The organism is Ruegeria sp. HKCCD6647-2, assembly GCF_057221075.1.
In genome coordinates this window covers 27,203-51,616 of record NZ_JBWVBD010000010.1, presented here as the reverse complement: position 1 = coordinate 51,616, position 24,414 = coordinate 27,203, and the positions used below count along the sequence as shown (strand labels likewise).

Genomic DNA, 24,414 nt, shown 5'->3' with positions numbered 1-24,414 from the left:
GCAACGAAAAGGAAAGTGACACGTGGCACGTATTGCCGGCGTAAACATCCCGACTGCCAAGCGGGTACCTATCGCCCTCACATATATCACCGGAATCGGCAACACCTCGGCCAAAGCGATTTGCGAAGCCGTTGGCATTGAAGCGTCTCGTCGCGTCAATGAGCTGTCGGATGCCGAAGTTCTGGCCATCCGTGAACATATCGACGCCAACTACACCGTCGAAGGTGACCTGCGTCGTGAAGTTCAGATGAACGTCAAGCGCCTGATGGACCTGGGCTGCTACCGCGGTCTGCGTCACCGCCGCAACCTGCCGGTTCGCGGTCAGCGTACCCACACCAATGCTCGTACCCGCAAAGGCCCCGCAAAGGCCATCGCTGGTAAGAAGAAATAAGGGAGGGTCTGACTGATGGCACGTGATAAGACTCGCGTTAAGCGCAAAGAGCGTAAGAACATCGCATCGGGCGTCGCCCATGTGAACTCGACCTTCAACAACACCAAGATCCTGATCTCGGACGTGCAGGGCAACGCCATCTCGTGGTCGTCTGCCGGTACTATGGGCTTCAAGGGATCGCGGAAATCTACTCCGTATGCCGCGCAGATGGCTGCGGAAGACGCAGGCAAGAAGGCGCAGGAACATGGCGTCAAGACGCTGGAAGTCGAAGTTCAGGGCCCCGGTTCGGGTCGTGAATCGGCTCTGCGTGCGCTGGCTGCAGTGGGCTTCAACATCACGTCGATCCGCGACGTGACTCCGATTGCTCACAACGGCTGCCGCCCGCCGAAGCGCCGCCGCGTCTAAGCGATTTTGAATTGAGCTGGGGCTGTGTTTTTGCACGGCCCCAGCACGTCATTTTGAACCTCGGGCGTCTGCACCTTGTTGGTCATGGGGCGCGGACAGGAATGGAGGGATTACATGATCCACAAGAATTGGGCAGAATTGATCAAACCGACCCAGCTTGACGGCAAGCCGGGCAACGATCCCGCTCGTCAGGCGACCCTGGTTGCCGAGCCGCTGGAACGTGGCTTTGGTCTGACTCTGGGCAACGCGCTGCGTCGCGTTCTGATGAGCTCGCTGCAAGGTGCGGCCATCACCAGCGTTCAAATCGACAACGTCCTGCACGAGTTCTCCTCGGTTGCGGGCGTGCGTGAAGATGTCACCGACATCATCCTGAACCTCAAAGGCGTGTCGCTGCGCATGGAAGTCGAAGGCCCCAAGCGCCTGTCGATCAATGCCAAAGGCCCCGCCGTTGTCACCGCCGGTGACATCAGCGAAAGCGCTGGTATCGAGGTTCTGAACCGCGATCACGTCATCTGCCACCTGGATGATGGCGCCGATCTGTTCATGGAACTGACCGTCAATACCGGTAAAGGTTACGTCTCGGCTGAGAAGAACAAGCCGGAAGATGCACCGATCGGCCTGATCCCGATCGACGCGATCTATTCGCCGGTCAAAAAGGTTGCCTATGACGTTCAGCCGACCCGTGAAGGTCAGGTTCTGGACTATGACAAGCTGACGCTGAAGATCGAAACAGACGGTTCGATCACGCCGGAAGACGCGCTGGCCTTTGCCGCACGCATCCTGCAGGATCAACTGTCGATCTTCGTCAACTTCGACGAGCCTGAGGCGGCTGGCCGTCAGGACGAGGATGACGGTCTGGAGTTCAACCCGCTACTGCTGAAGAAAGTGGACGAGCTGGAACTGTCGGTCCGTTCGGCAAACTGCCTGAAGAACGACAACATCGTTTATATCGGCGACCTGATCCAGAAGACCGAAGCCGAGATGCTGCGCACCCCGAACTTCGGCCGCAAGTCGCTGAACGAGATCAAGGAAGTGCTGTCCGGCATGGGTCTGCACCTCGGCATGGATGTCGAGGATTGGCCGCCCGACAACATCGAAGATCTGGCGAAGAAATTCGAAGACGCGTTCTAAACGCGTCTTCACCAATGCCCGGGCTGCCGGGGACAACAAGGGCACTTCCGCCCCAAGGAGAGCCGGTGACACGCATCGCCGGCCAGACAAAGCAAAACGCGAAAGAAGGAACTAGAAAATGCGTCACGCACGTGGTTACCGCCGCCTGAACCGCACTCATGAGCACCGCAAGGCGCTGTTTGCGAACATGGCTGGCTCGCTCATCGAGCATGAGCAAATCAAGACAACTCTGCCCAAAGCAAAAGAACTGCGCCCGATCATCGAAAAGCTGGTCACTCTGGGCAAGCGCGGCGACCTGCACGCCCGCCGTCAGGCCGCATCGCAGCTGAAAGAAGACAAAGACGTCGCAAAGCTGTTCGAAGTTCTGGGCCCCCGCTACGCCGAGCGTCAGGGTGGATACGTCCGTATCCTGAAAGCCGGCTTCCGCTATGGCGACATGGCACCGATGGCGATCATCGAATTCGTTGATCGTGACGTCGACGCCAAAGGCGCGGCTGATAAAGCCCGTGTTGCCGCAGAAGAGGCCGCAGACGACGAATAAGAAAGCGCCGTTTTCGGAATTCAACCCCCGCGTCCCGGACGCGGGGGTTTTCTTTTGCGGTCCTGTTGAAGTGTCGCATTTGACCCATTTCCGGTGACATCGAGCGATGCAAACCTTACCGTCCCGCGTCACGTTCAGAGGCAAGCGCGGAGGAAAGAGGATGGTGACACTTTCTGAACTACCCGGCGAACTGACGGGCCCATCCGTTTGGATCGGCCGCGAGATGGAGCTGCGGCAGGACGAATGGATTCTGGATCTAACACCGGAAGATGTCGCCGACCTGGAGCAAGCCGCCCGGCACTACCTGAACCTGGGGCAGGACATTGGTGAAATCACAGCTGCGAATTTCCCGCTGCAACGGTTGGACCAGCATCTTGCGGACCTGCGCGACAAGCTGATCGACGGGATAGGTTTCGAAGTGATCCGTGGCCTTCCCGTGCAGACATACACTCAGGAAATGGCCGCCGCGATCTTTTGCGGTGTGGGTGCCCATCTTGGCTCGGCCCGCTCTCAGAACGCGCAGGGACATATTCTGGGACATGTCCGCGACGTTGGCGCCGACGCCAGTGATCCGAACACGCGAATCTATCAGACCCATGAGCGCCAGACTTTTCACGCGGACAGCGCCGACATCGTTGGTTTGATGTGCCTGAAGGACGCCAGGGAGGGCGGGGACTCGCTGTTGGTCAGTGCCGAGGCGATCTACAATCGGATGCGGGCAGAGTGTCCAGAATTGCTGGAGCGATTGTTTGACCCGATTGCGACCGACCGCAGAGGGGAAGTTCCGGAAGGCATGCAACCCTTCATGACCATACCTCCGTTCAATTGGCACGATGGGAAGCTGACGGTGTTCTATCAGCGGCAATACATCGACAGCGCGCAAAGATTCCCCGAGGCCATGCGGCTTACCCCTGAACATGTTGCTGCATTGGACAAGTTCGATGCTCTGGCAAATGATCCGGACTTGCATCTGAGTATGCGTCTGCAGCCCGGCGACATGCAGTTCGTCTACAACCACTCGCAGTTACACGACCGGACCGGCTTCGTTGACTGGCCGGACCCGGCCGAGCGGCGTCATCTCTTCCGTCTGTGGCTATCGCCTGAGGGGGACAGGGAATTGCCCGACGTATTCAGGCAGCGTTACGGCAATATCGACGTGGGTAATCGCGGCGGCATCATTACCAAAGGCACGCGCCTGCACGCGCCGCTGGACTGAACACCCATCGGATGCTTGCATTACGTTCCGTGTGGACGCATATCCAACGCAGCTTTGCACGTTGAGGTGTTCATGTTCCGCACGACACTTGTCGCTCTTTCACTCGCTTTCGCTTCGATTGCCACGGCTGAAACCCGTGTGCCGCAATCTCAGGTCGAGATTTCTTTGGGCTTTGCCCCCGTGGTCAAAGAGGCTTCGCCGGCAGTCGTCAACATCTATGCCAAGATCGTACGACAGGGGCGGGTCAACCCGTTGTTTGCGGACCCGTTCTTTCAGGATTTTTTCGGCGGAGGGTTTGGTGCGCCACGGCCGCGGGTGCAGAACTCGTTGGGCTCGGGCGTGATCCTTTCGGAAGACGGGTATGTGGTGTCCAATTACCACGTCGTTGGCGCCGCGACCGAAATAAGGATCGTCACTACGGATCGCCGTGAATTCTCGGCCAAAGTGGTTCTGGGCGACAGGGAAAGCGATATTGCGATCCTGCGACTGGATGAGGCCGAAGGCCTGCCGTTCTTGGAGTTGCGCGACTCGGACCAGGTTGAGGTTGGCGAACTGGCCCTGGCAATTGGTAACCCGTTCGGAGTGGGGCAGACGGTATCTTCGGGCATTATCTCGGGGCTTGCGCGGACCGGTACGGCAACCGGCAATGCGCGGGGCTATTTTATCCAGACCGATGCGGCCATCAATCCCGGGAACTCTGGTGGCGCACTGATCGACGTGAACGGGCAACTGATCGGAATCAACACCTCGATCCTGACCCGCTCCGGCGGATCGAACGGTATCGGCTTTGCCATTCCGGCCAATCTGGTCGCCGAGTATCTGCAACAGGCGCGGGCAGGCAACGAACATTTCGTCAGCCCTTGGGCGGGGATGGCCGGCCAGCACATGAGCGCGGACATCGCGGAATCTCTCGGTCTGTCGCTGCCACAAGGCGTTGTGATTTCGGACCTGCACCCGCTCAGCCCGTTGGCTGAAGCCGGTTTGAAGGTCGGCGACGTCGTAACGCATGTCGACGGGAAAGAGGTGAACTCTCCGGCCGAGATGAAATTCCGCATGTCTATCGCGGGCGTCGGGGGAACGTCTCTCCTGACGCGCCTGCGCGGCGACACACAGAGCGACATCGAAGTGGCTCTGATTCCGGCGCTCGAAACACCACCCGCGGAAGAGACCGAACTGGATGATGGTACGGTTCTGCCCGGGCTGGTGATAGCGCGGATCAACCCGGCTTTGATCACCCGGCTGGGTTTGGTGTTGTCGCAGACAGGCGTTGTCGTGGTCGATTCCGGACCGTTCGGCGCGCGTGCCGGATTAAGAGCAGGCGACGTGGTGAACGCGATCAACGGTCAAGTGGTCGAGCGACCCGTGGATGTCGTAAAGGCTCTGACCCGCCCCGGGCGCCGGGTTCAGATCGATCTGGATCGGGGCGGTAAGGCGGTGTCCCTGCGGTTCCGGCTGTAACACGATGAGCGACCTGTTCGATACTGACGAAAGCCCGCAGATGGCCGCGCCACACCGGCCTTTGGCCGACCGGTTGCGCCCGCAATCGCTGACCGACGTCATCGGGCAGGAACAGGTGCTGGGTCCTGACGCGCCATTGGGCGTGATGCTCGCGTCGGGCAGCTTGTCCAGCCTGGTTTTCTGGGGTCCGCCGGGTGTCGGGAAAACCACGATCGCGCGGTTGCTGGCACAGGAAACCGATCTGCATTTCGTACAGATCAGTGCTATTTTTACCGGCGTACCTGATTTGAAGAAGGTCTTTGAGGCAGCCAAAATTCGTCGGCAGAACGGGCAGGGGACGTTGCTGTTCGTCGACGAAATCCATCGTTTCAACAAGGCCCAGCAGGATGGGTTTCTGCCGCATATGGAGGATGGCACCATCCTTTTGGTGGGGGCCACAACCGAGAACCCTTCTTTTGAACTCAACGCCGCTGTTCTAAGCCGTGCGCAGGTCTTGGTGCTGGAACGCCTGACCCTGGCTGATCTGGAACGGCTGACCCAACGGGCCGAAAAAGAGCTGGGAAAAGCCTTGCCGCTGACCGGCGCGGCGCGCGAGGCCCTGCAGGAAATGGCGGATGGAGATGGCCGTGCGCTGCTGAACCTGATCGAGCAGGTATCGGCCTGGGCTGTCGACAAACCGCTGGAGTCTGATGCACTGGCAATACGCCTGATGCGGCGAGCTGCGAAATACGACAAATCGGGCGACGAGCACTACAATCTGATCTCGGCGCTGCACAAATCAGTGCGCGGATCAGACCCGGACGCGGCGCTGTACTGGTTCGCGCGGATGCTGACCGGTGGCGAAGATCCGCGTTTTCTGGCGCGCCGCATCACCAGAATGGCGGTCGAGGATATCGGGCTTGCCGATCCGCAGGCGCAGTCGATCTGCCTGCATGCGTGGGAAACATACGAGCGGCTTGGGTCGCCCGAGGGCGAACTGGCGCTGGCGCAGGCGGTCATCTATCTCGCGTTGGCGCCAAAGTCGAACGGGGCCTATGTGGGTTACAAGGCAGCAATGCGGCTGGCCAAGCAGTCCGGCAGCGCGCCGCCACCAAAACACATCCTGAACGCGCCAACATCGTTGATGAAAGACCAGGGCTATGGTGCAGGATATGCATATGATCATGATGCCGAAGATGGTTTTTCCGGCCAGAACTATTTCCCCGAGGACATGGAGCGACCTGAGCTCTATCAACCGGTTGAACGCGGTTTCGAACGCGAGTTGAAAAAGCGGTTGGACTATTTTGCCAAGCTGCGGGCGCAACGGACTTCAAACCAGGGCTGACTTGACTCTTTGACCGATGCGGGCGACAGACGCGCATGTTCTCAGAAGAGTTGAAACAGACGCAATCCGGGCGGTTCCGCCGCACGGCGCAAGGGGCGATGGCATGAGCGGTGTGCAGATGATTACAGTGGCCGAGGGCGACGGCGACCAACGGCTCGACCGCTGGCTGCGTCGCTTGTTTCCGCATGTCAGTCAGGGCCGCATCGAAAAGATGTGTCGAAAGGGCGAGCTGCGTGTGGATGGTGGGCGTGTCAAAGCTTCGACCCGGTTGGAAGTTGGGCAATCCGTGCGCGTACCGCCGCTGCCGGATGCAGAGCATAAACCGGCTGAAGTCAAACGTCGCGTCTCGGACGCGGACGCAAAGATGATACAGTCCTGCGTGATTTACCGCGATGATCATGTGCTGGCGCTGAACAAGCCGCACGGTTTGCCGGTGCAGGGTGGCAGCGGTCAGACACGCCACGTGGACAGCCTTTCGGAAGCGTTGCGGTTTGGTTTTGACGAAAACCCCCGATTGGTACACCGGTTGGACAAGGATACGTCAGGCGTGCTGCTGATGGCGCGGACGCGAGAGGCGGCCAAGGGGCTGACTGCGGCTTTCCGACATCGCAATACGCGCAAGATCTATTGGGCCTTGGTTGCCGGCGTGCCGACGCCCTATCTGGGCGAGATCAAGACCGGGCTGGTCAAGGCGCCGGGGCATGGCAAGCATGGTGAAGGCGAAAAGATGATTGCCATTCATATGAACGAAGTTGACGACACACCGGGCGCAAAGCGGGCGCACACGCTTTATGCGACGTTGTATCGTGTCGCTGGCCGCGCTGCTTGGGTTGCGATGGAGCCTGTGACCGGACGCACACACCAGTTGCGGGCACATATGGCTGCGATTGGCCATCCGATCATCGGGGATGGCAAATATGGCGGGTCCGGGCAGGAGAATCTGGGCGACGGTTGGGGCGCACAGCTCGGTGGGATAATCAGCAAGAAGCTTCACCTGCATGCGCGACGGCTGTCATTCGAACACCCCGTGACTCGCAAACCCGTGAGTATCACCGCACCTTTGCCCGAGCACATGAAGGACAGCTGGGACACTCTGGGCTGGACCGAAGACCTGGCCACCGACGATCCATTCGAGGAACTGCGATGAGCGCGCCTTTGAGGCTGATCCTGTTCGACATGGATGGTACCCTTGTCGACAGTCAGGGAAGCATCGTTTCGGCCATGAATGCCTGCTTTGAGGCGTTGTCACTGCCGGTTCCGGATCGAAAGGCGACCCTGTCGATCGTCGGATTGTCTCTGCCGCAGGCGATGGCGCAGTTGGCCCCGGAACAATCAGCCAAGGTTCAGACCCGGTTGGTCGAGGGGTACAAACAGGCGTATCACGCGCAGCGGCTGGAACAGGGTGTCACCAGTTCACCGCTGTATCCCGGTGCGCGGGCAGTGATCGAAGCCCTGCATGCAACACCCGAATTTCTGCTTGGCGTCGCGACGGGCAAATCGCAACGCGGCTTGGATGCACTGTTAGAAGGGCACGGGTTGGAAAAGTTTTTCGTGACCCGGCAGGTTGCCGATCACCACCCGTCGAAACCACACCCGTCGATGATCCACACCGCGCTGTCCGAAACCGGTGTTTCCACGGCGGATGCGGTCATGATTGGTGACACCAGTTATGACATGGAAATGGCCGCGGCGGCCGGGATTGCCGGGATTGGCGTCAGCTGGGGCTATCATCACCGGTCCGCCCTGCAAAAGGCAGGTCAGGTGATCGACGCATTCGAACAATTGCCAGGTGCTCTGGCCGAACTTTGGGACCACTAAAATGAGCGACTGGAAACCGAAACGCTTCTGGACATCCAGCGCAGTGGTCGAAGCCGATGGGGGCTTTACGGTCGAACTGGACGGACGCAGGGTCAGGACACCGGCCAAGGCGGCCCTGATCCTGCCGACCCGGGCCATGGCCGAAGCTGTGGCAACCGAATGGGACGCGCAGGAAAAAGAGGTGGATCCGACTACAATGCCGTTCACACGCTCTGCCAACGCTGCCATCGACAAGGTGCGCCAACAGCACGCAGAAGTCGCGGATATGCTGGCGGAGTATGGCGATTCAGACCTGCTGTGTTATCGCGCGACGCATCCGCAGGCGCTTCAGCAGAGGCAGGCCGATCAGTGGGACCCGGCATTGGACTGGGCCGCGGAAACGCTCGGCGCGCGTTTGTTCGCTGTTGCCGGAGTTCTGCACCAGCCTCAGCCAGAGGGCGCAGTCCAAACCCTGCGCTCTCGTGTCCACGCCCTGAATGCCTTTCAACTTGCCGCATTTCACGATCTCGTCAGTTTGTCGGGCTCGTTGATCCTGGGTTTCGCTGCGGCCCGTGACTGGCGTAGCGCGGAGGAGATATGGACCCTCTCTCGGCTGGACGAAATCTGGCAGACCGAACAATGGGGCCACGATGACGAGGCGCATTCGGTCGCTGAAATCAAGAAAACTGCCTTTCTGCACGCCAAAAGGTTCTTCGACCTCTCGGTTTGAGCCTTTGAAGCCTGAATTTTGGGTGTGAAAACCGCAGCCTATGCGGTTGACCCATCGATTTCCCTGATCCAGCCCTTGACGTTTGTTTATGAATACGCCCAAACTCAGGCCACTAAAGGGGAGACACCTTTTGGGTAACCTTTCCGGTGCGCGAGTGCCGGATCGAACCGTTCCATCAGGGATGGAAAATCAGGAAGAGGTAAAAATGAAAAAATCCGTAATCTTGGGCGTCGCGACGATCGCCGGCCTGGCTGCTGGCGCAGCTGCAGCGGGCACCGTGGACGATGTCAAGGCGCGCGGCAAGCTGAACTGTGGTGTGACCACCGGTCTGGTCGGTTTTGCAGCGCCCGACGCAAATGGCGAATGGCAGGGCTTTGACGTAGCTGTATGCCGCGCTGTTGCAGCAGCCGTTCTGGGTGATGCAAACGCAGTTGAATTCGTTCCGACCACCGGTAAGACACGCTTTACCGCGCTGGCCTCGGGCGAGATCGACATGCTGGCCCGGAACACCACCTGGACCTTCAGCCGTGACGTCGACCTGAAGTTCGAATTCGTTGGCGTGAACTACTATGACGGTCAGGGCTTCATGGTTCCCAAGGCGCTGGGCGTAAGCTCGGCCAAGGAACTGGACGGCGCAACTGTCTGCATTCAGACCGGCACGACAACCGAGCTGAACCTGGCGGACTTCTTCCGCTCGAACAACATCAGCTACGAGCCGGTTCCGATCGAAACCAACGCCGAAGCGCAGCAGCAGTACCTGGCTGGCGCATGTGACGTTTACACCACCGACGCCTCGGGCCTGGCCGCAACCCGCGCCACGTTCGAAAACCCCGGTGATCACGTCCTGCTGCCCGAAATTATCTCGAAAGAGCCGCTGGGCCCGCTGGTCCGCCATGGCGATCACGAGTGGGGCGACGTTGTCCGCTGGACTCTGAACGCGCTGATCTCGGCTGAAGAGCTGGGCGTGACCTCGGCCAACATCGACGAGATGGCGGCCGGCACCAACAACCCCGAAGTGAACCGCCTGCTGGGCAGCGAAGGCACTCTGGGTGAGATGCTGGGTCTGGACGCCGAATGGGCGGCCCGCGCGATCAAAGCCGGTGGCAACTATGGCGAAGTCTTCGCCAAGAACATCGGTGAGGAAACTCCGATCGGTCTGGCACGTGGCCTGAACGCTCAGTGGACCGACGGCGGTCTGCTGTACTCGCCACCGTTCCGCTAAAATCCACGGAAAAGGGCGCAGGGCAACCTGCGCCCTTTTTCCATCAATAAGAAACACTCCCGAATAGATTGAGCAGTGATCAACTCTGCCGACAAAAAATCGGGATGTCACGGGGATATACATAGGTCATGACGACTCTCACTGACCCGCCGAAGGAGCATTTCCGGCTGTCCATGCTCCTTTACGATACGCGGTACCGATCTGCGACCATTCAGGTCATCGCTCTGATCGGTTTCATGCTTCTGGCAGCCTGGATCATTTCGAACACCATTCAGAACCTTGAGGCGCTTGGTAAACCGGTCGAGTTCGGCTTTTTCGGTGAACCGGCGAGCTATGACATCAACCAGCGCCTGCTGGAATACACGTCGCGTGACAGCCATCTGCGTGCAGCCTTTATCGGCCTGCTGAACACGTTGGTTGTGGCCGTACTGGGCTGTATCACGGCGACGATCGTTGGTGTTCTTGTCGGTGTTCTGCGCCTGTCCAACAACTGGCTGGTCGCACGGATCATGACCGTCTACGTCGAGATGTTCCGCAACGTGCCGGTTCTGCTTTGGATCGTGCTGGCCATGGCCATCCTGATCGAAAGCCTGCCCGCACCCAGGGCCTTCCGGGGCGAAGACCCCGAGGCGACGATGAAGCTGTTCGATTCGGTCGCTATCACCAATCGCGGGGTGTATATTCCGGAATTCCTGTTCTCGCGCAGCCTTGGCGATATTCATTTCTTTGGCACATCCAGCCTGCGGTTCGATGTCTCGTTGGACTTGATCGCCGTACTAATCGTGCTGGGCGGCAGCATCTTTACCATGCGCAAGGTTGCAGCCTGGGCCACGGCCAAACAGGAGTCGACCGGTGATCGCCCGACCATCTGGTACATCCAGTTGGGCATCCTGTTCGTTCCGATGCTCATCCTGCTGACTATTCTGGGCTTCCACTTGGGATACCCTGAACTGAAGGGCTTCAACTTCAGCGGCGGTACGCATATGCGCAACTCGCTGATAGCCTTGTGGCTGGCCCTGTCGCTGTACACGGCGGCCTTCATCGCGGAAATCGTGCGCGCTGGTATCCTGGCCATTTCCAAAGGTCAGACCGAAGCCGCATCTGCGCTGGGTCTGCGCCCGGGCCGCACCATGCGACTGGTGATCCTGCCGCAGGCGCTGCGGGTGATCATTCCGCCGATGATCTCGAACTACCTGAACCTGACCAAGAACTCGTCGCTGGCGATTGCGGTCGGATATATGGACATCACGGGTACCCTGGGCGGCATCACCATGAACCAGACCGGCCGCGAGCTGGAATGCGTTCTTCTGCTGATGCTGGTCTACCTGTCCATCTCGCTGAGCATTTCGGCGGTGATGAACTGGTACAACAACCGTGTCAAACTGGTGGAGCGGTAATATGGCTGATGTTTCATTTGTCCGTACGGAAATGCTGCCCGAACAAGCGCCACCTGCTTCTGAGGTTGGCGCGCTGGGATGGGTCAAACACAACCTGTTCTCAAGCTGGTTCAACTCGATCCTGACCGTGGTTTCGCTTTGGGCGATCTGGTATGTTTTAGCTGGTGTTTTACCTTGGGTTTTCCAGTCCGTCTGGAATGCCGACTCGCTGAACCAATGCCGCGAGATCATGCAGGAGACCTGGGGATCGACCCATGGGCACGCCTGCTGGGCGGTGATCAACGACCGCTGGTTGCAGTTGCTGTTCGGTTTCTACCCCAGCCATCTTTACTGGCGTCCGATCCTGTCCCTGGTGCTGCTGCTGGTTGCGCTGGCCCCGGTGCTGTATTCGGATCGCGTTCCAACCAAGATGCTGATCTTTACCGCCATCTATCCCTTCCTGATGCCATGGCTGATGTGGGGCGGAACCATCTGGGGCCCGATTTCAGCCGCGCTGGGTTTTGTTGTCGGTTGGGGCGTCTACACCCTGCTTAGCAAGCAATTGAGCGAGCTGATCGGGATGATCGGTGCAGCCGTGGCTGCAGTGATCTGGTGGCTGGTTCTGTCCGGCTATTTCACCGGTGCGATGGACTCGATCCTTCCGATAGGTATCGAAGCGGTGGAAAGCCGTCAGTTCGGTGGTTTCATGCTGGCGATCCTGCTGGGCGTCGTGGCCATTGGTGTCTCGCTGCCGATCGGCATCGTGCTGGCGCTGGGGCGTCAGTCGGACTTGCTGATCGTCAAATACCTGTGCGTGGGCTTTATCGAGTTCATCCGCGGCGTGCCGCTGATCACCTTGTTGTTCGTGGCGTCGCTGCTGTTAAACCTGTTCCTGCCGCCGGGCACCAATTTTGACATCATCCTGCGGGTGATGATCATGATGACCCTGTTCTCGGCCGCCTATATGGCCGAGGTAATCAGGGGTGGTCTGGCTGCCCTGCCGCGCGGTCAATACGAAGGCGCAGACAGCCTCGGCCTGAACTACTGGCAGGCCCAACGGCTGATCATCATGCCGCAAGCCCTGAAAATCTCAATTCCGGGCATCGTGAGCACATTCATCGGGATCTTCAAGGATACGACCCTGGTGTCGATTATCGGGCTGTTCGACGTTATCGGACTGGCATCCGCCATCCGCGCCGACACCGCCTGGAATGGCATCTACTGGGAACTGTTCGCGTTCATCGCGGCGCTGTTCTTCGTCGTCTGCTTCTCCATGTCCCGTTATTCCATGTATCTGGAGCGCAAGCTTCAGACCGGCCACCATTAAGGAGTTCAACGCATGTCTCAACTTGCCGTAGAACGCGAAATCGACCGCTCCAAGATGCAGGTGAGCGACGAGGTCGCCATCGAAATCTCCAACATGAACAAGTGGTACGGGGCTTTCCACGTGCTGCGCGATATCAATCTGACCGTCAATCAGGGCGAGCGGATCGTGATCGCGGGGCCGTCGGGGTCGGGTAAGTCCACCCTGATCCGCTGCCTGAACGCGCTGGAGGAACACCAGCAAGGCACGATCATAGTGGACGGAACCGAACTGTCGAACGACCTAAAGAATATCGACAAGATCAGGTCCGAAGTTGGCATGGTGTTCCAGCACTTCAACCTGTTCCCGCATCTGACCATTCTGGAAAACTGTACGCTGGCCCCGATCTGGGTGCGCAAGACGCCCAAGAAAGAGGCCGAAGAAACGGCGATGCACTTCCTTGAAAAGGTGAAGATTCCCGAACAGGCCAACAAGTATCCCGGTCAGCTATCCGGTGGTCAGCAGCAGCGTGTGGCGATTGCCCGTTCGCTGTGCATGCGACCGCGGATCATGTTGTTCGATGAACCGACATCGGCGCTTGACCCCGAGATGATCAAAGAGGTGCTCGACACCATGATCGAGCTGGCCGAGGAAGGCATGACCATGCTCTGCGTGACGCACGAGATGGGCTTTGCCCGTCAGGTGGCGAACCGCGTGATCTTCATGGATGCCGGACAGATCGTGGAACAGAACGAACCGGAAGAGTTCTTCAACAACCCGCAAAGCGAGCGGACCAAGCTGTTCCTCAGCCAGATCCTGGGTCACTGATCCGGATCGAAGTCACAAGAAGGGCGGGGTTGTGCCCCGCCTTTTTCTATTCCAGCAGTTCGCGCGGAATAACAAACTCCAGCGTTTTGCCGCTGTGCCAGTATACTTCGTCCCAGTTTTCTACGCCGAATTGGATCACGGTCGTCGCGCAGGTCGGATAATCGAAAAACCTTGGATGATCGGGTGTATTCTTCACGATGCGCTCGGCAAAATCGGCGATTCCGGGGTTGTGCCCAAGCATCAGCACTGTTGCGCCCTGTGCCGTTTGTAATTGGTTCAACATTTGCACTGGATCGGCGTGGTACAGGGCCTGAGTAAAGGCAACTTCAGGCGCGCTTAGCCCCATCTGTTCCCATGTTTCGCGCGTTCGGGTTGAGCTTGAGCTGAGCACTTCATCCGGCAACCAGTTGTGGTCCTTCAGCCAACCGCCAATCGCCGCAGCAGACTTTCGCCCACGTTTGTTCAGGGGGCGATCATGATCCATCAGACCGGGGTGATTCCAGCTTGATTTGGCGTGGCGGGTCAGGATCAATGTGCGTGTCATGAGGGATGAAAGGACTTCATGTGAAGGGCGGATTGTTCGGGTTGCCGTCCTGCACCATGGCTGATGGGGCAGGCCAGCCTTGCCGCGCAGCCACCGGTCATGCAGCTTTGCCCTGCATCGGTATCCAGATAATTGTGGCAGGCAGCCACGTCATAAAAGCTTACAGCATTCAGAGCGCCGACTGGGCAGGCCGTCGTGCAGGGGGCGGGACAGTCTGTGCAGGGCGAAGTGCCAGATACGGCCGGAATGTCAAACTCATCCGGGAAGTGCAGCGCGCCACGGAAAGAAATCAGCATCCCAACCGTGTCGTGCACCAACGCGCCTACAGGGCTTTGGAACGTGCGCCCTGATTTCAACGCCCAGTCAATGAACGGGGTGTAGGGTGGGCCGCCGAATGGGAAATAGGCCACAGCGCCCATTGCGGCAGCCAATTCACCCACGACACGGGAGGACCAGCGATCTACCGGGTCCGGCAAGTTATCATTCCACTCGGGAGAGGCCTGCAACACCGGCCAGAATGCTTCGGCTGTACCCAGTAGGATCAACGTGCCGTGATCCAGCTGATTTGCACCACTGGTGCGTGGATGCTGCGCCCCCATCACGATGAGGCCGGCCTCGAAAGTCGCCCTCTCAACGTTCTGATAGGTCACTTCCGTTGAAACGGAAGGAACAGGCTCCATCCTAGCCGGGTCGGTCGATCGTCCTGCCATTCCAGTCCCACGCTCATCTTTTCGTGCCCGCCACCGGGCTGCGCCACATAGGTTCCCATCAATCGGTCCCAGATGGACAAGGCAAAGCCATAGTTGCTGTCATGCTCATTTCTGAGAGCCGAATGGTGCACCCGATGCATATCGGGCGTCACAAGAACCCTACGCAACACAGCGTCCACGGCAAGAGGAAGTCTGAGGTTCGAGTGATTGAAAAGCGCGGTTCCGTTCAGAAGGACCTCGAACAGGATCACCGCCAGTGCGCTGGGTCCGAGAAGGTAGATCAAGCCTATCTTCAGGGCCATGGACAGCGCGATTTCAATCGGATGGAACCGAATGGCCGTGGTAACATCCATATCTCTGTCCGCATGGTGTACGCGGTGCAGGCGCCAAAGTATTGGCACCTTGTGGGTCACAAGATGCTGAAGCCAGATCGCAAAATCGAGGATCAAGACGCTGAGAGCGACTTCCAGCCAAGCTGGCCAATCAAGGCGGTTGAACAAACCCATGCCGTTTTGGGACGCGTCGAGCGCCGCCCCCACCGCCAGAAGGGGAAACCCGATTGCCAATACACGGAGTGTCACAGCGTTCAGGACAGTAATCGACAGGTTGGTCACCCAGCGCCGCGCCCGGTCGCAATTGCGTGGCCTGCGGGGCGCAAGTGCTTCGGCGCTTGCGAAGACAATGAACAGCCCCAAAAACACGCCCAGACGAATGATGGCTTCGTTCTCCATACATTCACATTCGGGCATGTTTATCTCGGACGCAAGGCCGCCCGGATCACTAACGCGTCAATCGGGTCGGATCAGAGACCCGGCGCCGTGTTCGGTGAACAGCTCCAGCAGTACAGCATTGGGCGCACGCCCATCGAGGATAACAACAGCACGAACGCCGTTGTGCAGGGCGTCCAACGCCGTTTCGGTTTTGGGGATCATGCCGCCTGCGATTGTGCCCTCCCGCGTCATCTCGCGGATCTGGCCGGCTTTCAGTTCAGTCACCACATCTCCGGCCGCGTTTTTGACGCCCGAGACATCGGTGAGCAGCAAAAGGCGGTCCGCTTTCAAGGCTGAAGCAATCGCGCCGGCAGCGGTATCGCCATTGACGTTGAAGGTCTCACCATTCCCTCCGGCGCCAAGCGGGGCAATTACCGGGATTACATCATGCGCAAACAGGTCATGAAGGATCTTGGGGTTCATCTCGGATGGCGTTCCGACGAAGCCCAGCGAAGCATCCGTCTGTTCGCAGGTCATGAGATGAGCGTCTTTCCCGGATAGCCCAACGGCCATTCCACCCTGCGCGTTGATCGCCTGAACGATGCGCTTGTTCACGAGGCCGGACAGCACCATTTCAACCACTTCCACTGTGGCCTTGTCGGTGACGCGTTTGCCGTGGACGAACTCGGACTGGATATCCAGCCGATCCAGCATCGAATTGATCATCGGACCACCGCCATGCACGATGACCGGGTTCACGCCTACCTGCCGCATCAGAACGACGTCACGGGCAAAGCTCTCCATCGCCTCGTCGCTGCCCATGGCGTGCCCGCCCAACTTGATGACGACAATGGCGCCATCATAGCGCTGCAGATAGGGCAGGGCGCTATTGAGTGTAGCTGCTGTGGCGATCCAGTCCCGGTTCATGTCTCTTGTCTTCATGGCTAAGGTCCCTTTGGCGTACCCTGTTAGGACCTTTGCGCGGTGGTGCCAAGGGCCAAGCTATTCCAGGTGTGCGATGATGGAACGCAAGGTTGGAATGCCGTCACCTTTCTCGGATGAGGTCAGCACGATCTCGGGAAACGCTGCCGGATGCTTGGACAACGCGGCGCGTGTCTGATCCAGCACTTTCTGGCGTTCATTGGCCTTGACCTTGTCTGCCTTGGTCATGACGCACTGGAAAGTGACAGCGCTGGTGTCCAGCAGCTTCATGATCTCGTCATCGACCGGCTTAACGCCATGGCGCGAGTCGATCAGGACAAAAGCCCGGCGCAGGGTCTGGCGTCCACTCAGATATTGCTTGAGGAGCCTCTGCCATTTCTCCACGACCTTCACCGGGGCGTTGGCATAACCGTAGCCCGGCAAATCAACCAGATAGAGCTCCGGGCCTTGCGTGAAAAAGTTGATCTCTTGCGTGCGCCCTGGGGTGTTTGATGCGCGTGCCAGCCCCTTGGTGCCAGTCAGCGCGTTAATCAGGCTTGATTTGCCTACGTTCGAGCGACCGGCGAAACAGACTTCCAGCCGATCCGGTGCGGGCAAGCCATTCATGGCGACAACGCCTTTGACGAATTCTGACGGGCCGGCAAACAATTTGCGCCCACGCTCCTGTGCGATCTCGTCCGGGTTGTCTGCAAGAGGGAACGGCAGGGTTGTCATAGCACTTTCACCGTATCGCCAACGCCGATCGAGCCGCCTTGGAGGACCTCGGCGTATACGCCAAAATCCTGATGGCCCCAGCTGCTCAAGGCGCCCAGCGTGTCAGCGTCACGCTCCCCTGTTTCGGGGTTGGCGGTGGTTGCCAGGCAGCGAGTGATGCGTTCACGTACCCGGAACACGGCCTCACCGATCTGAATGTCGCGGCCGATCCAATCGAACTCTTCCCATAGCGGCAAACCATCGAACCAGACGTTGCCGCGCCAGCGGGCGGTTGACAGGTCCTGCCCCAGTTTTTGTCCGACCGCGCGATGCGACGCCATGTTGCACAGGCTGATCGACGGGAAATCACTGTCCGTCATACCGCGCCCCGGCACCCGGACGATGCGGGCCGAAGCAGCGCGTTCTTCGGGCATCAACGGCTTGACCCATTCCAGAAACATCTCTTGATCCGTATCCGGGGCAAAGCTGAGATCGGGGCGCTTTGGATGACAAAGTGTCACCGTGTCACCCTGCGTCCGGGCCGAGATCGCCATCAGTTGCGGAGCTTTCGCCGCCCTGCTGAAATTGGCGCAAGGTACCCATTGCGAACCATCAACCTTGGAGGCCTCATGCGCCACTGCCCAAACGCGATCCCCGGGCATCGTCTGCCCGGGGGTCACGGTTACGTTGTTCACGGATTCTCGCCCATGGCTTTTGATCGGGTGCCGCCACAGGCTGGTGACCTTTCCGCTCATTTGTCGTCCGTTTTGGGCGTTCGCTTGAAGCCGGACTTGATGTTGCCAAACACATCAGGTGTATAGCCTTGGCTGCGCATGATCAGATACTGCTGCGTGAACGTAATCGTGTTGTTCGCGATCCAGTAGACCACCAGCCCGCTGGCAAACCCGCCCAGCATGAACATGAAGACCCACGGCATCCAGGCAAAGATCATCGCCTGCGTCGGATCGGTTGGTGCCGGGTTCAGTTTCTGCTGCAACCACATCGAAATACCCAGCAGCATCGGCAGGATGCCAATGAAGATCAACGCCATCAGTGTGTCCGGCTGCGGCGCGGCCCAAGGCAACCAACCAAAGAAGTTGAAGATCGAGGTTGGGTCCGGCGCGCTCAGGTCCTGGAACGGGCCGAACCAGGGGGCCTGACGCAGTTCGATGGTGACGAAGATCACTTTGTACAACGAGAAAAAGATCGGAATCTGCAGCAGGATCGGCAAACAGCCCGCGGCGGGGTTCACCTTTTCCTTCTTGTACAACTCCATCATGCCCTGTTGCATCTTTTGGCGGTCGTCGCCTGCCGCCTCTTTCAGGGCCTCCATCTGCGGTTGGAGTTCCTTCATCTTGGCCATCGAGACGTAGGACTTGAAGGCGAGCGGGAACAGGATCGCCTTGATGATCAGGGTCAGCCCGATGATGGACCAGCCCATGTTGCCGATCAGAACGTTTATGTTGTGCAGCAGCCAGAAAATCGGCTTGGTCAGGAAAAAGAACCAGCCCCAATCGATGCTGTCGATGAATTTCTGGACGCCTTCGGCCTGATATTCGCGAATGGTTTCCCACTCCTTGGCACCCGCGAACAGGCGCGTGGTGACCTCGGCGCTGGCGCCCGGGGCGACCGTCAGCGTCGGCAGAACCGTTTCAGTCTGATAGATCTTGCGGCGTGCGTCGTACTTCGCGGCGGCCTTGAAGGCCGAACCAGGGTCAGGGATCAGCGTTGTCATCCAATAGTGATCGGTGAACCCTATCCAGCCGTTTTCCTTGACCTGATAAACCTCGGCCTGGGCGCGTTCATTTGGATCGATATCGAAATCGCGGACATCGCCATAGTCGACCTCGGACAACGTTCCGTCGGCCATGCCGATGACGCCCTCATGCAGGATGAAGAAATTCTTCAGTTCCGGCAGGTCGCCGTCTTCGCCGATGCCGTGGCGTGCAAGAATGCCATACGGCGCCATGCCGACTTCGGCTTGCGTTGCGTTTTCAACCGACTGGGTGACCGAGAACATGTAGTCCTTGTCTACAGAGATCGTCCGACGGAAGGTCAGGCCATTGCCATTGTCCCAGGCCAGGGTGACCGGGCTGTCCACGCCCAGTGTATCCCCCTGTTCCAGGCTCCAAAGCGTGTTGGGGCCCGGCACATCTGTCCCCGAAAGCCCTGCACCCGGCGCCCAGCCATAGAGCGCGTAATAGGCTGACTCGGATCCGACGGGTGAAAGCAACTCGACGATCGGCGCGCCTGCTTCGATCGAGGTTTTGTAGTCTTTCAGGAACAACTCATCGATGCGGCCACCTGACAGCGACAGGCTGCCCGAAAGGCGTGGGGTGTCAATCTGAACGCGCGGCGCCTGGCTATCCGGCAACGTGTCCTCGGCCGCTGTGGTCGCTTCGCCCACGGTCCCTGTTCCCGTCGCGCTGGGCGCCTGCACCTCATTGGTGTCGGTTGTGGTGATTTCGGTTTGCTCGGGTGTCACCGTCGGCTCGGGTGGGGGAAACAGCACGAACCAAACCAGGATCACTAGAAAGCTGAGTGCAGTTGCGAGGATGAGATTCTTGTTCTGATCGTCCATCTGGGACAGCCACCTTGAGCATTGAAAGACACCCGGTGGGTTCAACAGAGTGCAGCCCCAAAGGTCAAGTGGAATCGCCCCCCAATTCACCACTACGCGGCGATCTGCACGGCAAATTCAGGATTTCCGTCCGATTTTGTGCTGGATTTCCGGAACACCGCTTGCATTGGTTCGATAGGCGGCAATCCAGTCCAGAGTTTTTTCAAAGGGCATCGGCCTGCCAATGCCGAAGCCCTGTACGTGATTGCTGCCGAGTTGAGCCATCAGCGCGTGCTCGCCGGGCGTCTCCACCCCTTCGGCAAGTGTCTCAAGGTTCAGCCGTTCGGCCATGGTCAGAATGGCGCTGACAAGCTGCTGCTGACTGGGGTCCTGATCGGCTTTGGCGACAAAGGTCCGGTCAATTTTGATGCGGGATACGTCAAAGCGTTTGATCGAGGCAATGGAGGCGTGCCCGGTTCCAAAGTCATCGAGGTCAATACAGCACCCCATTGCCGCCATTCCGGTCACGTTTCGGGTAATGACATCATCCGGGCGCCGAGAGAACACCGTCTCGAGAATTTCGACTGCCAGCCGGTCCGGCGTCAGGTCGAATTGATCCAACTCCCATTTGAGGCGGTCCAGAAGGCCAGGGTCGCGCAGTTCGTCGGAAGAGAAGTTCACGCCGACCCGTGGCACATGGAATCCGGCATTGTCCCAGGCGTTGAGAGCTTTGAAGGCATGATGACGTATGACCTGTCCCAAACGTTCCAGCAGTTCGGCCTGCTCGGCAAAGGGCAGGAAAACCTGGGGGCCCATAATCCCTTTTGTCGGGTGTTCCCACCGGGCCAGGGCCTCGAACCCGGTGATTTCGCCAGTGTCGGTGGAAACTTGCGGCTGAAACCACGGATGTATTTCACCATTGTCCAGTGCGGCTTCGAATTCCTTGCGCAGATTGGCTCGGATCAGCGATCTTCGGTGCGTTTCTGTCGAAAAGGCACGAATGGTAGAGGGCCCGGTTCTTTGCGCTTCGGCCAGGGCGGCGACTGTGGCTTCAATCCATTGCTCCGCGTCGGCACCCGGTACATAGGATTGCAGGCAGAACCCGATTGAACAGGATACGTAGACCCCGGTGCCGTTCAGCAGGACGGGCTCCTCAATGGCGTTCTGAATGCGGCCGGACATCTGAATGCAGGCCTCAAGATCAAGCTGCGTTGAAGGGCGTAGCCCGATCAGAAACCGGTTCGAAGTCAATTGGGTGAAGATGTCGTGACCACGAATCACAGCAAGAACGCGGTCACTGAACTGTTGCGCGACATGGTCGGCGGCTGTCTGTCCGTGAAGGTCGAGAATTCCTGAATGGTTATCCAGCGCAATGGCGATACAGGCCGCGTTTTCACCGGTGCTTTGTGCAGTCTGATGGATGGACTGCAATTCTGACCGGAAGATGTCCCTTGCCACTGCACCGCTTGGGCGTCCTCCTGCATCGGCCAGGATATGCGTCTTACCGCTTATCGTGCCGACAATTGCAAAGACCAGCGGCACACCGAGTGCAACGGTGACCAGGGCCAATTCACCGCCAAGCCAGAAAGCGGCGAGGCAAATCGCGGGTACAAAGGTCAAGGCTTGTGGACCCGTCACGACGGCAAGCAGAATTTCGCGGATTCGTTCAAGGGACGGGTGTCTGGACATTGGTTTCAACGGCCTTCGGCATGGGCTGGGATCGCACAGTCCGACCGTAGGAAACCAATCTGAGTCAGTCGTTAACGCAACAGCGGAATTTGCTCCGAATTTTCGTCATTTTGAATCGGTTCAAGGGAAAGACCCGCAAAATCAAACAACTTGGGGTCCAGCAGATGGGACGGCCGCGCATTTGTCAGCGCGCGGAACATGACTTGCCGGCGACCGGGTGAGTTTTTTTCCCACTGGTCGATGATCTGTTTGACCTGTTGGCGCTGAAGACCGTCCTGACTTCCGCACAAGTCACATGGAATGATGGGGTAGCCCATCGCCTTGGCAAATTTCTCGCAATCGACCTCGGCCACGTGGGCGAGAGGCCGATAAACGAACAGATCACCCTCTTCATTGACCAGTTTCGGCGGCATGGTGGCCAAACGTCCGCCGTGGAAGAGGTTCATGAAAAAGGTTTCGAGAATGTCGTCGCGGTGATGGCCCAACACCACTGCCGAACAACCTTCTTCGCGCGCGATGCGGTACAAGTTGCCTCGGCGCAGGCGCGAACAGAGAGCACAATAGGTGCGGCCCTGCGGGACCTTGTCCATCACCACCGAATAGGTGTCCTGGTATTCGATCCGGTGCGGCACATCCATGCGATCCAGAAATTCCGGCAGAACCGTCGCTGGAAATCCGGGCTGCCCCTGATCCAGATTGCAGGCCAGCAGGTCGACGGGCAGCAGACCGCGCCATTTCAGCTCATAAAGAACAGCCAGCAGAGTATAGCTGTCCTTGCCGCCCGACAGGCAGACCAGCCAGCGCGGGGGCTTGGCGTCCTTGTCATGCGCGGCGGCGTCCACCATCCCATACTGTTCGATCGCCTCGCGCGTCTGGCGCACGATGCGTTTTCGCAGCTTCTTGAATTCGGTGGTCGAGGGCGCACCAGCGAACAGGGGGTGGATATCGTCAGCTTCGTCAAACATGCGCAGGCCCTACAGCGTTTGGATCAATCGGGCAAGATCAGGTCATTCATCCGGAACCGGGTCATAGCCGTCGCCACCCCAGGGGTGGCAGCGCCCGATGCGGCGTGCGGCAAGCCACGCGCCTTTCAACGCCCCGTGCTTTTCCAACGCTTCCAGCGCATAGGCCGAGCAGGTGGGTTGGTAGCGGCAATTGAAGCCCACCCACGGGCTAAAGACCAGGCGATAGGCGTGCACGGGTAGGGCAAGGAGTTTGGCCAGGAAGGTCAATTCCGTCCCCCATGCAGCTTTCGCAGGGCGTAGCGCAAATCGTCCTTCAGTGCGTCGAATGGCCGTGCTGCCGTCGTATCTGCACGCCCGATCAGGACATAATCCCAACCGGCCCGGCCTTCGGTTGGCAAAATTGCCCGCGCGGCCTCGCGCAGGCGACGCTTGGCGCGGTTGCGCGCGACGGCGTTGCCGACCTTCTTGGAACAAGTGAAACCAACACGAATCCCGCCGGTTTCCTCTGGTGTCCGCTTGCGCGCCTGCACCATCATCGACGCCGTCCCCTGTCTGCGCGCGCGTGCGGCTTTCAGGAAATCGGACCGGGTCTTGAGGATCGTCAAAGTTTCAGGTGGACAAACGGACGCCGCCGGGGGCGTATCCCCGGGCTGGTTCTTACCATCCTCAGGGGCCCCCGGCGGCGTCATGTTCATAACCTGATCGGTGAGCGGTTTACGCGCTCAGCGATTTGCGGCCGCGGGCGCGGCGTGCATTCAGGATCTTGCGGCCGGCTTTGGTAGCCATGCGCGCGCGGAAACCGTGGCGGCGTTTGCGAACCAGGTTCGAAGGCTGATAGGTGCGTTTCATCGCTCCGTCTCCAATCTTTGGCGGTCGGGGTGCGGCGCGGATTCGCCTGCCCGTGTGTTCGAAGCCCGTCCTCTACTGGTAAGCGCAGGCTAAGTCAAACCCTCTGGACCCGGTTTTCGCCCCTTTTGCAACAATTCTGTAACCTGCGGAGCGAAAAGATTTCAAAAACGGGGTTAGACCCCGAAATCACTCACATATCAGGCCATAATATTCAAGGCCGCGTGAAGCCCCTGTTGCCGGGCCGCTGCCGGGCGCATGTTGGGAACAGAATGATGGAACAGGAACCGGAACGTCAGATGAGCGAAACATCGCAGATGCCGCGCGGTGGATTGGCGCGGCATATTCCATTGATAGTGATTCTGGTCGTAGCTGCTGTCGGATTCTTCGCGCTGGGCGATTACCTGACCTTTGAAACCCTGCGCGACAACCGAGAAGCACTGCTGGCGTGGCGCGACAGCAATTACTGGGTGATGGCTATTGCATTTGTCGCGATTTACATCGTGATTGTGGCGTTCTCGTTGCCAGGTGCTGCCGTCGCCTCGATGACCGGAGGGTTTCTGTTCGGGCTGTTTGCCGGGACCGTGTTCAACGTCTTTTCCGCCACAATTGGGGCCTCCGCCATCTTTCTGGCGGCGCGCTGGGGGCTGGGCGAATCTCTGACCGCCAAGCTTGAAGCGTCTGAAGGCGCGGTGAAAAGGCTCAAGGATGGTCTGCGCGAGAACGAGATTTCGGTTTTGTTCCTGCTCCGTCTGGTCCCGATAGTGCCATTTTTTGTGGCCAATCTTGTGCCGGCGCTGGTTGGGGTGAAATTCCGCAATTTCCTGATCACGACCGCGCTGGGCATTATTCCCGGCGGTATCGTCTACACATGGATTGGCGTCGGCCTTGGTGGTGTGTTCGACCGGGGCGGAACGCCGGATGTTTCGCTGCTGTGGGAACCATTCGTAATCGGACCGATCCTCGGCTTGTGTGTTCTGGCTGCGCTGCCAATAATTATCAAAACTCTGCGGGGCCAAAGGGGCGGATAATC

At 58.9% G+C, this 24,414-nt stretch carries 27 protein-coding genes; 15 read left to right on the top strand and 12 right to left on the bottom strand.

The features are described 5' to 3' along the window. Positions 1–22 precede the first annotated feature (22 nt). The 14 genes from rpsM (at position 23) to AC2TDJ_RS19685 (ending at position 13,722) form a co-directional block, all read left to right on the top strand. Positions 23–391: a 30S ribosomal protein S13 gene (gene rpsM / locus AC2TDJ_RS19750; RefSeq protein WP_068340723.1), complete on the top strand. Its 369-nt coding sequence runs from the start codon at positions 23–25 to the stop codon at positions 389–391. A 15-nt stretch (positions 392–406) separates the two neighbouring features. Then, the gene (gene rpsK, locus AC2TDJ_RS19745; RefSeq protein ID WP_008757289.1) at positions 407–796 is read left to right on the top strand and encodes a 30S ribosomal protein S11; all 390 of its coding nucleotides are present in this window, start codon (positions 407–409) and stop codon (positions 794–796) included. Positions 797–910: 114 nt separating this feature from the next. After that, entirely contained in the window at positions 911–1,927 is a 1,017-nt protein-coding gene (locus AC2TDJ_RS19740) for a DNA-directed RNA polymerase subunit alpha (RefSeq protein WP_480844403.1), read from the top strand. Positions 1,928–2,045: 118 nt separating this feature from the next. Beyond that, entirely contained in the window at positions 2,046–2,468 is a 423-nt protein-coding gene (gene rplQ / locus AC2TDJ_RS19735) for a 50S ribosomal protein L17 (protein WP_170654553.1), read from the top strand. 160 nt (positions 2,469–2,628) lie between these two features. Further along, positions 2,629–3,684, top strand: a complete 1,056-nt coding sequence (locus AC2TDJ_RS19730; protein WP_480844402.1) for a TauD/TfdA family dioxygenase — start codon at positions 2,629–2,631, stop codon at positions 3,682–3,684. Between the two features lie 72 nt (positions 3,685–3,756). After that, on the top strand, positions 3,757–5,142 hold the full coding sequence (locus tag AC2TDJ_RS19725; RefSeq protein WP_480844401.1) for a trypsin-like peptidase domain-containing protein: 1,386 nt from the start codon (positions 3,757–3,759) through the stop codon (positions 5,140–5,142). 4 nt (positions 5,143–5,146) lie between these two features. Continuing rightward, positions 5,147–6,466 carry a replication-associated recombination protein A gene (locus AC2TDJ_RS19720; protein WP_480844400.1) on the top strand — a complete coding sequence of 440 codons (1,320 nt, stop codon included), beginning with the start codon at positions 5,147–5,149 and terminating at the stop codon, positions 6,464–6,466. Between the two features lie 103 nt (positions 6,467–6,569). Further along, positions 6,570–7,613, top strand: coding sequence for an RluA family pseudouridine synthase (locus AC2TDJ_RS19715; RefSeq protein ID WP_480844399.1), 1,044 nt, complete (start codon positions 6,570–6,572; stop codon positions 7,611–7,613). Next, the gene (locus AC2TDJ_RS19710; RefSeq protein WP_480844398.1) at positions 7,610–8,284 is read left to right on the top strand and encodes an HAD-IA family hydrolase; all 675 of its coding nucleotides are present in this window, start codon (positions 7,610–7,612) and stop codon (positions 8,282–8,284) included. The genes AC2TDJ_RS19715 and AC2TDJ_RS19710 overlap by 4 nt, the downstream gene beginning before the upstream one ends. A 1-nt stretch (position 8,285) precedes the next feature. Beyond that, entirely contained in the window at positions 8,286–8,993 is a 708-nt protein-coding gene (locus tag AC2TDJ_RS19705) for an ATP12 family chaperone protein (protein WP_480844397.1), read from the top strand. Between the two features lie 205 nt (positions 8,994–9,198). Continuing rightward, entirely contained in the window at positions 9,199–10,215 is a 1,017-nt protein-coding gene (locus tag AC2TDJ_RS19700; protein ID WP_480844396.1) for an amino acid ABC transporter substrate-binding protein, read from the top strand. Between the two features lie 128 nt (positions 10,216–10,343). Further along, complete coding sequence (locus tag AC2TDJ_RS19695; protein ID WP_480844395.1) at positions 10,344–11,612, top strand: amino acid ABC transporter permease; 1,269 nt, start codon at positions 10,344–10,346, stop codon at positions 11,610–11,612. 1 nt (position 11,613) lies between these two features. Next, on the top strand, positions 11,614–12,918 hold the full coding sequence (locus AC2TDJ_RS19690) for an amino acid ABC transporter permease (protein ID WP_480844394.1): 1,305 nt from the start codon (positions 11,614–11,616) through the stop codon (positions 12,916–12,918). Between the two features lie 12 nt (positions 12,919–12,930). Next, positions 12,931–13,722 (top strand): amino acid ABC transporter ATP-binding protein, encoded by a 792-nt coding sequence (locus AC2TDJ_RS19685; protein WP_480844393.1) that lies wholly within the window; start codon positions 12,931–12,933, stop codon positions 13,720–13,722. A gap of 46 nt (positions 13,723–13,768) precedes the next feature. Here the strand turns inward: AC2TDJ_RS19685 and AC2TDJ_RS19680 are convergent, their stop codons facing one another. The 12 genes from AC2TDJ_RS19680 to rpmH form a co-directional block, all read right to left on the bottom strand. Then, the gene (locus AC2TDJ_RS19680; RefSeq protein WP_480844392.1) at positions 13,769–14,266 is read right to left on the bottom strand and encodes a SixA phosphatase family protein; all 498 of its coding nucleotides are present in this window, start codon (positions 14,264–14,266) and stop codon (positions 13,769–13,771) included. Continuing rightward, positions 14,263–14,946: a ferredoxin gene (locus AC2TDJ_RS19675; protein ID WP_480844391.1), complete on the bottom strand. Its 684-nt coding sequence runs from the start codon at positions 14,944–14,946 to the stop codon at positions 14,263–14,265. Before AC2TDJ_RS19675 ends, AC2TDJ_RS19680 begins: the two co-directional genes overlap by 4 nt. After that, positions 14,913–15,707, bottom strand: coding sequence for a sterol desaturase family protein (locus tag AC2TDJ_RS19670; RefSeq protein WP_480844390.1), 795 nt, complete (start codon positions 15,705–15,707; stop codon positions 14,913–14,915). Before AC2TDJ_RS19670 ends, AC2TDJ_RS19675 begins: the two co-directional genes overlap by 34 nt. A gap of 57 nt (positions 15,708–15,764) precedes the next feature. Further along, a complete protein-coding gene (argB, locus tag AC2TDJ_RS19665; protein WP_480844389.1) occupies positions 15,765–16,628 on the bottom strand; it encodes an acetylglutamate kinase in 864 nt (287 codons plus the stop codon). 60 nt (positions 16,629–16,688) lie between these two features. Then, the gene (gene yihA / locus AC2TDJ_RS19660) at positions 16,689–17,342 is read right to left on the bottom strand and encodes a ribosome biogenesis GTP-binding protein YihA/YsxC (protein WP_480844388.1); all 654 of its coding nucleotides are present in this window, start codon (positions 17,340–17,342) and stop codon (positions 16,689–16,691) included. Beyond that, positions 17,339–18,076, bottom strand: coding sequence for an MOSC domain-containing protein (locus AC2TDJ_RS19655; RefSeq protein ID WP_480844387.1), 738 nt, complete (start codon positions 18,074–18,076; stop codon positions 17,339–17,341). Before AC2TDJ_RS19655 ends, yihA begins: the two co-directional genes overlap by 4 nt. Further along, the gene (gene yidC / locus AC2TDJ_RS19650; RefSeq protein ID WP_480844386.1) at positions 18,073–19,902 is read right to left on the bottom strand and encodes a membrane protein insertase YidC; all 1,830 of its coding nucleotides are present in this window, start codon (positions 19,900–19,902) and stop codon (positions 18,073–18,075) included. Before yidC ends, AC2TDJ_RS19655 begins: the two co-directional genes overlap by 4 nt. Before the next feature lie 117 nt (positions 19,903–20,019). Then, a complete protein-coding gene (locus AC2TDJ_RS19645) occupies positions 20,020–21,570 on the bottom strand; it encodes a putative bifunctional diguanylate cyclase/phosphodiesterase (protein WP_480844385.1) in 1,551 nt (516 codons plus the stop codon). A gap of 71 nt (positions 21,571–21,641) precedes the next feature. Continuing rightward, positions 21,642–22,535, bottom strand: coding sequence for a tRNA 2-thiocytidine(32) synthetase TtcA (gene ttcA, locus AC2TDJ_RS19640; RefSeq protein ID WP_480844384.1), 894 nt, complete (start codon positions 22,533–22,535; stop codon positions 21,642–21,644). A gap of 42 nt (positions 22,536–22,577) precedes the next feature. Further along, positions 22,578–22,802: a membrane protein insertion efficiency factor YidD gene (yidD, locus tag AC2TDJ_RS19635; protein WP_480844383.1), complete on the bottom strand. Its 225-nt coding sequence runs from the start codon at positions 22,800–22,802 to the stop codon at positions 22,578–22,580. Then, the gene (gene rnpA / locus AC2TDJ_RS19630) at positions 22,799–23,224 is read right to left on the bottom strand and encodes a ribonuclease P protein component (protein ID WP_480844382.1); all 426 of its coding nucleotides are present in this window, start codon (positions 23,222–23,224) and stop codon (positions 22,799–22,801) included. Before rnpA ends, yidD begins: the two co-directional genes overlap by 4 nt. Positions 23,225–23,249: 25 nt before the next feature. Next, positions 23,250–23,384 carry a 50S ribosomal protein L34 gene (rpmH, locus tag AC2TDJ_RS19625; protein ID WP_005980833.1) on the bottom strand — a complete coding sequence of 45 codons (135 nt, stop codon included), beginning with the start codon at positions 23,382–23,384 and terminating at the stop codon, positions 23,250–23,252. A 269-nt stretch (positions 23,385–23,653) separates the two neighbouring features. Between rpmH and AC2TDJ_RS19620 the strand changes: the two genes are divergently transcribed. Beyond that, positions 23,654–24,412, top strand: coding sequence for a TVP38/TMEM64 family protein (locus tag AC2TDJ_RS19620; protein WP_480844381.1), 759 nt, complete (start codon positions 23,654–23,656; stop codon positions 24,410–24,412). Positions 24,413–24,414: the final 2 nt, after the last annotated feature.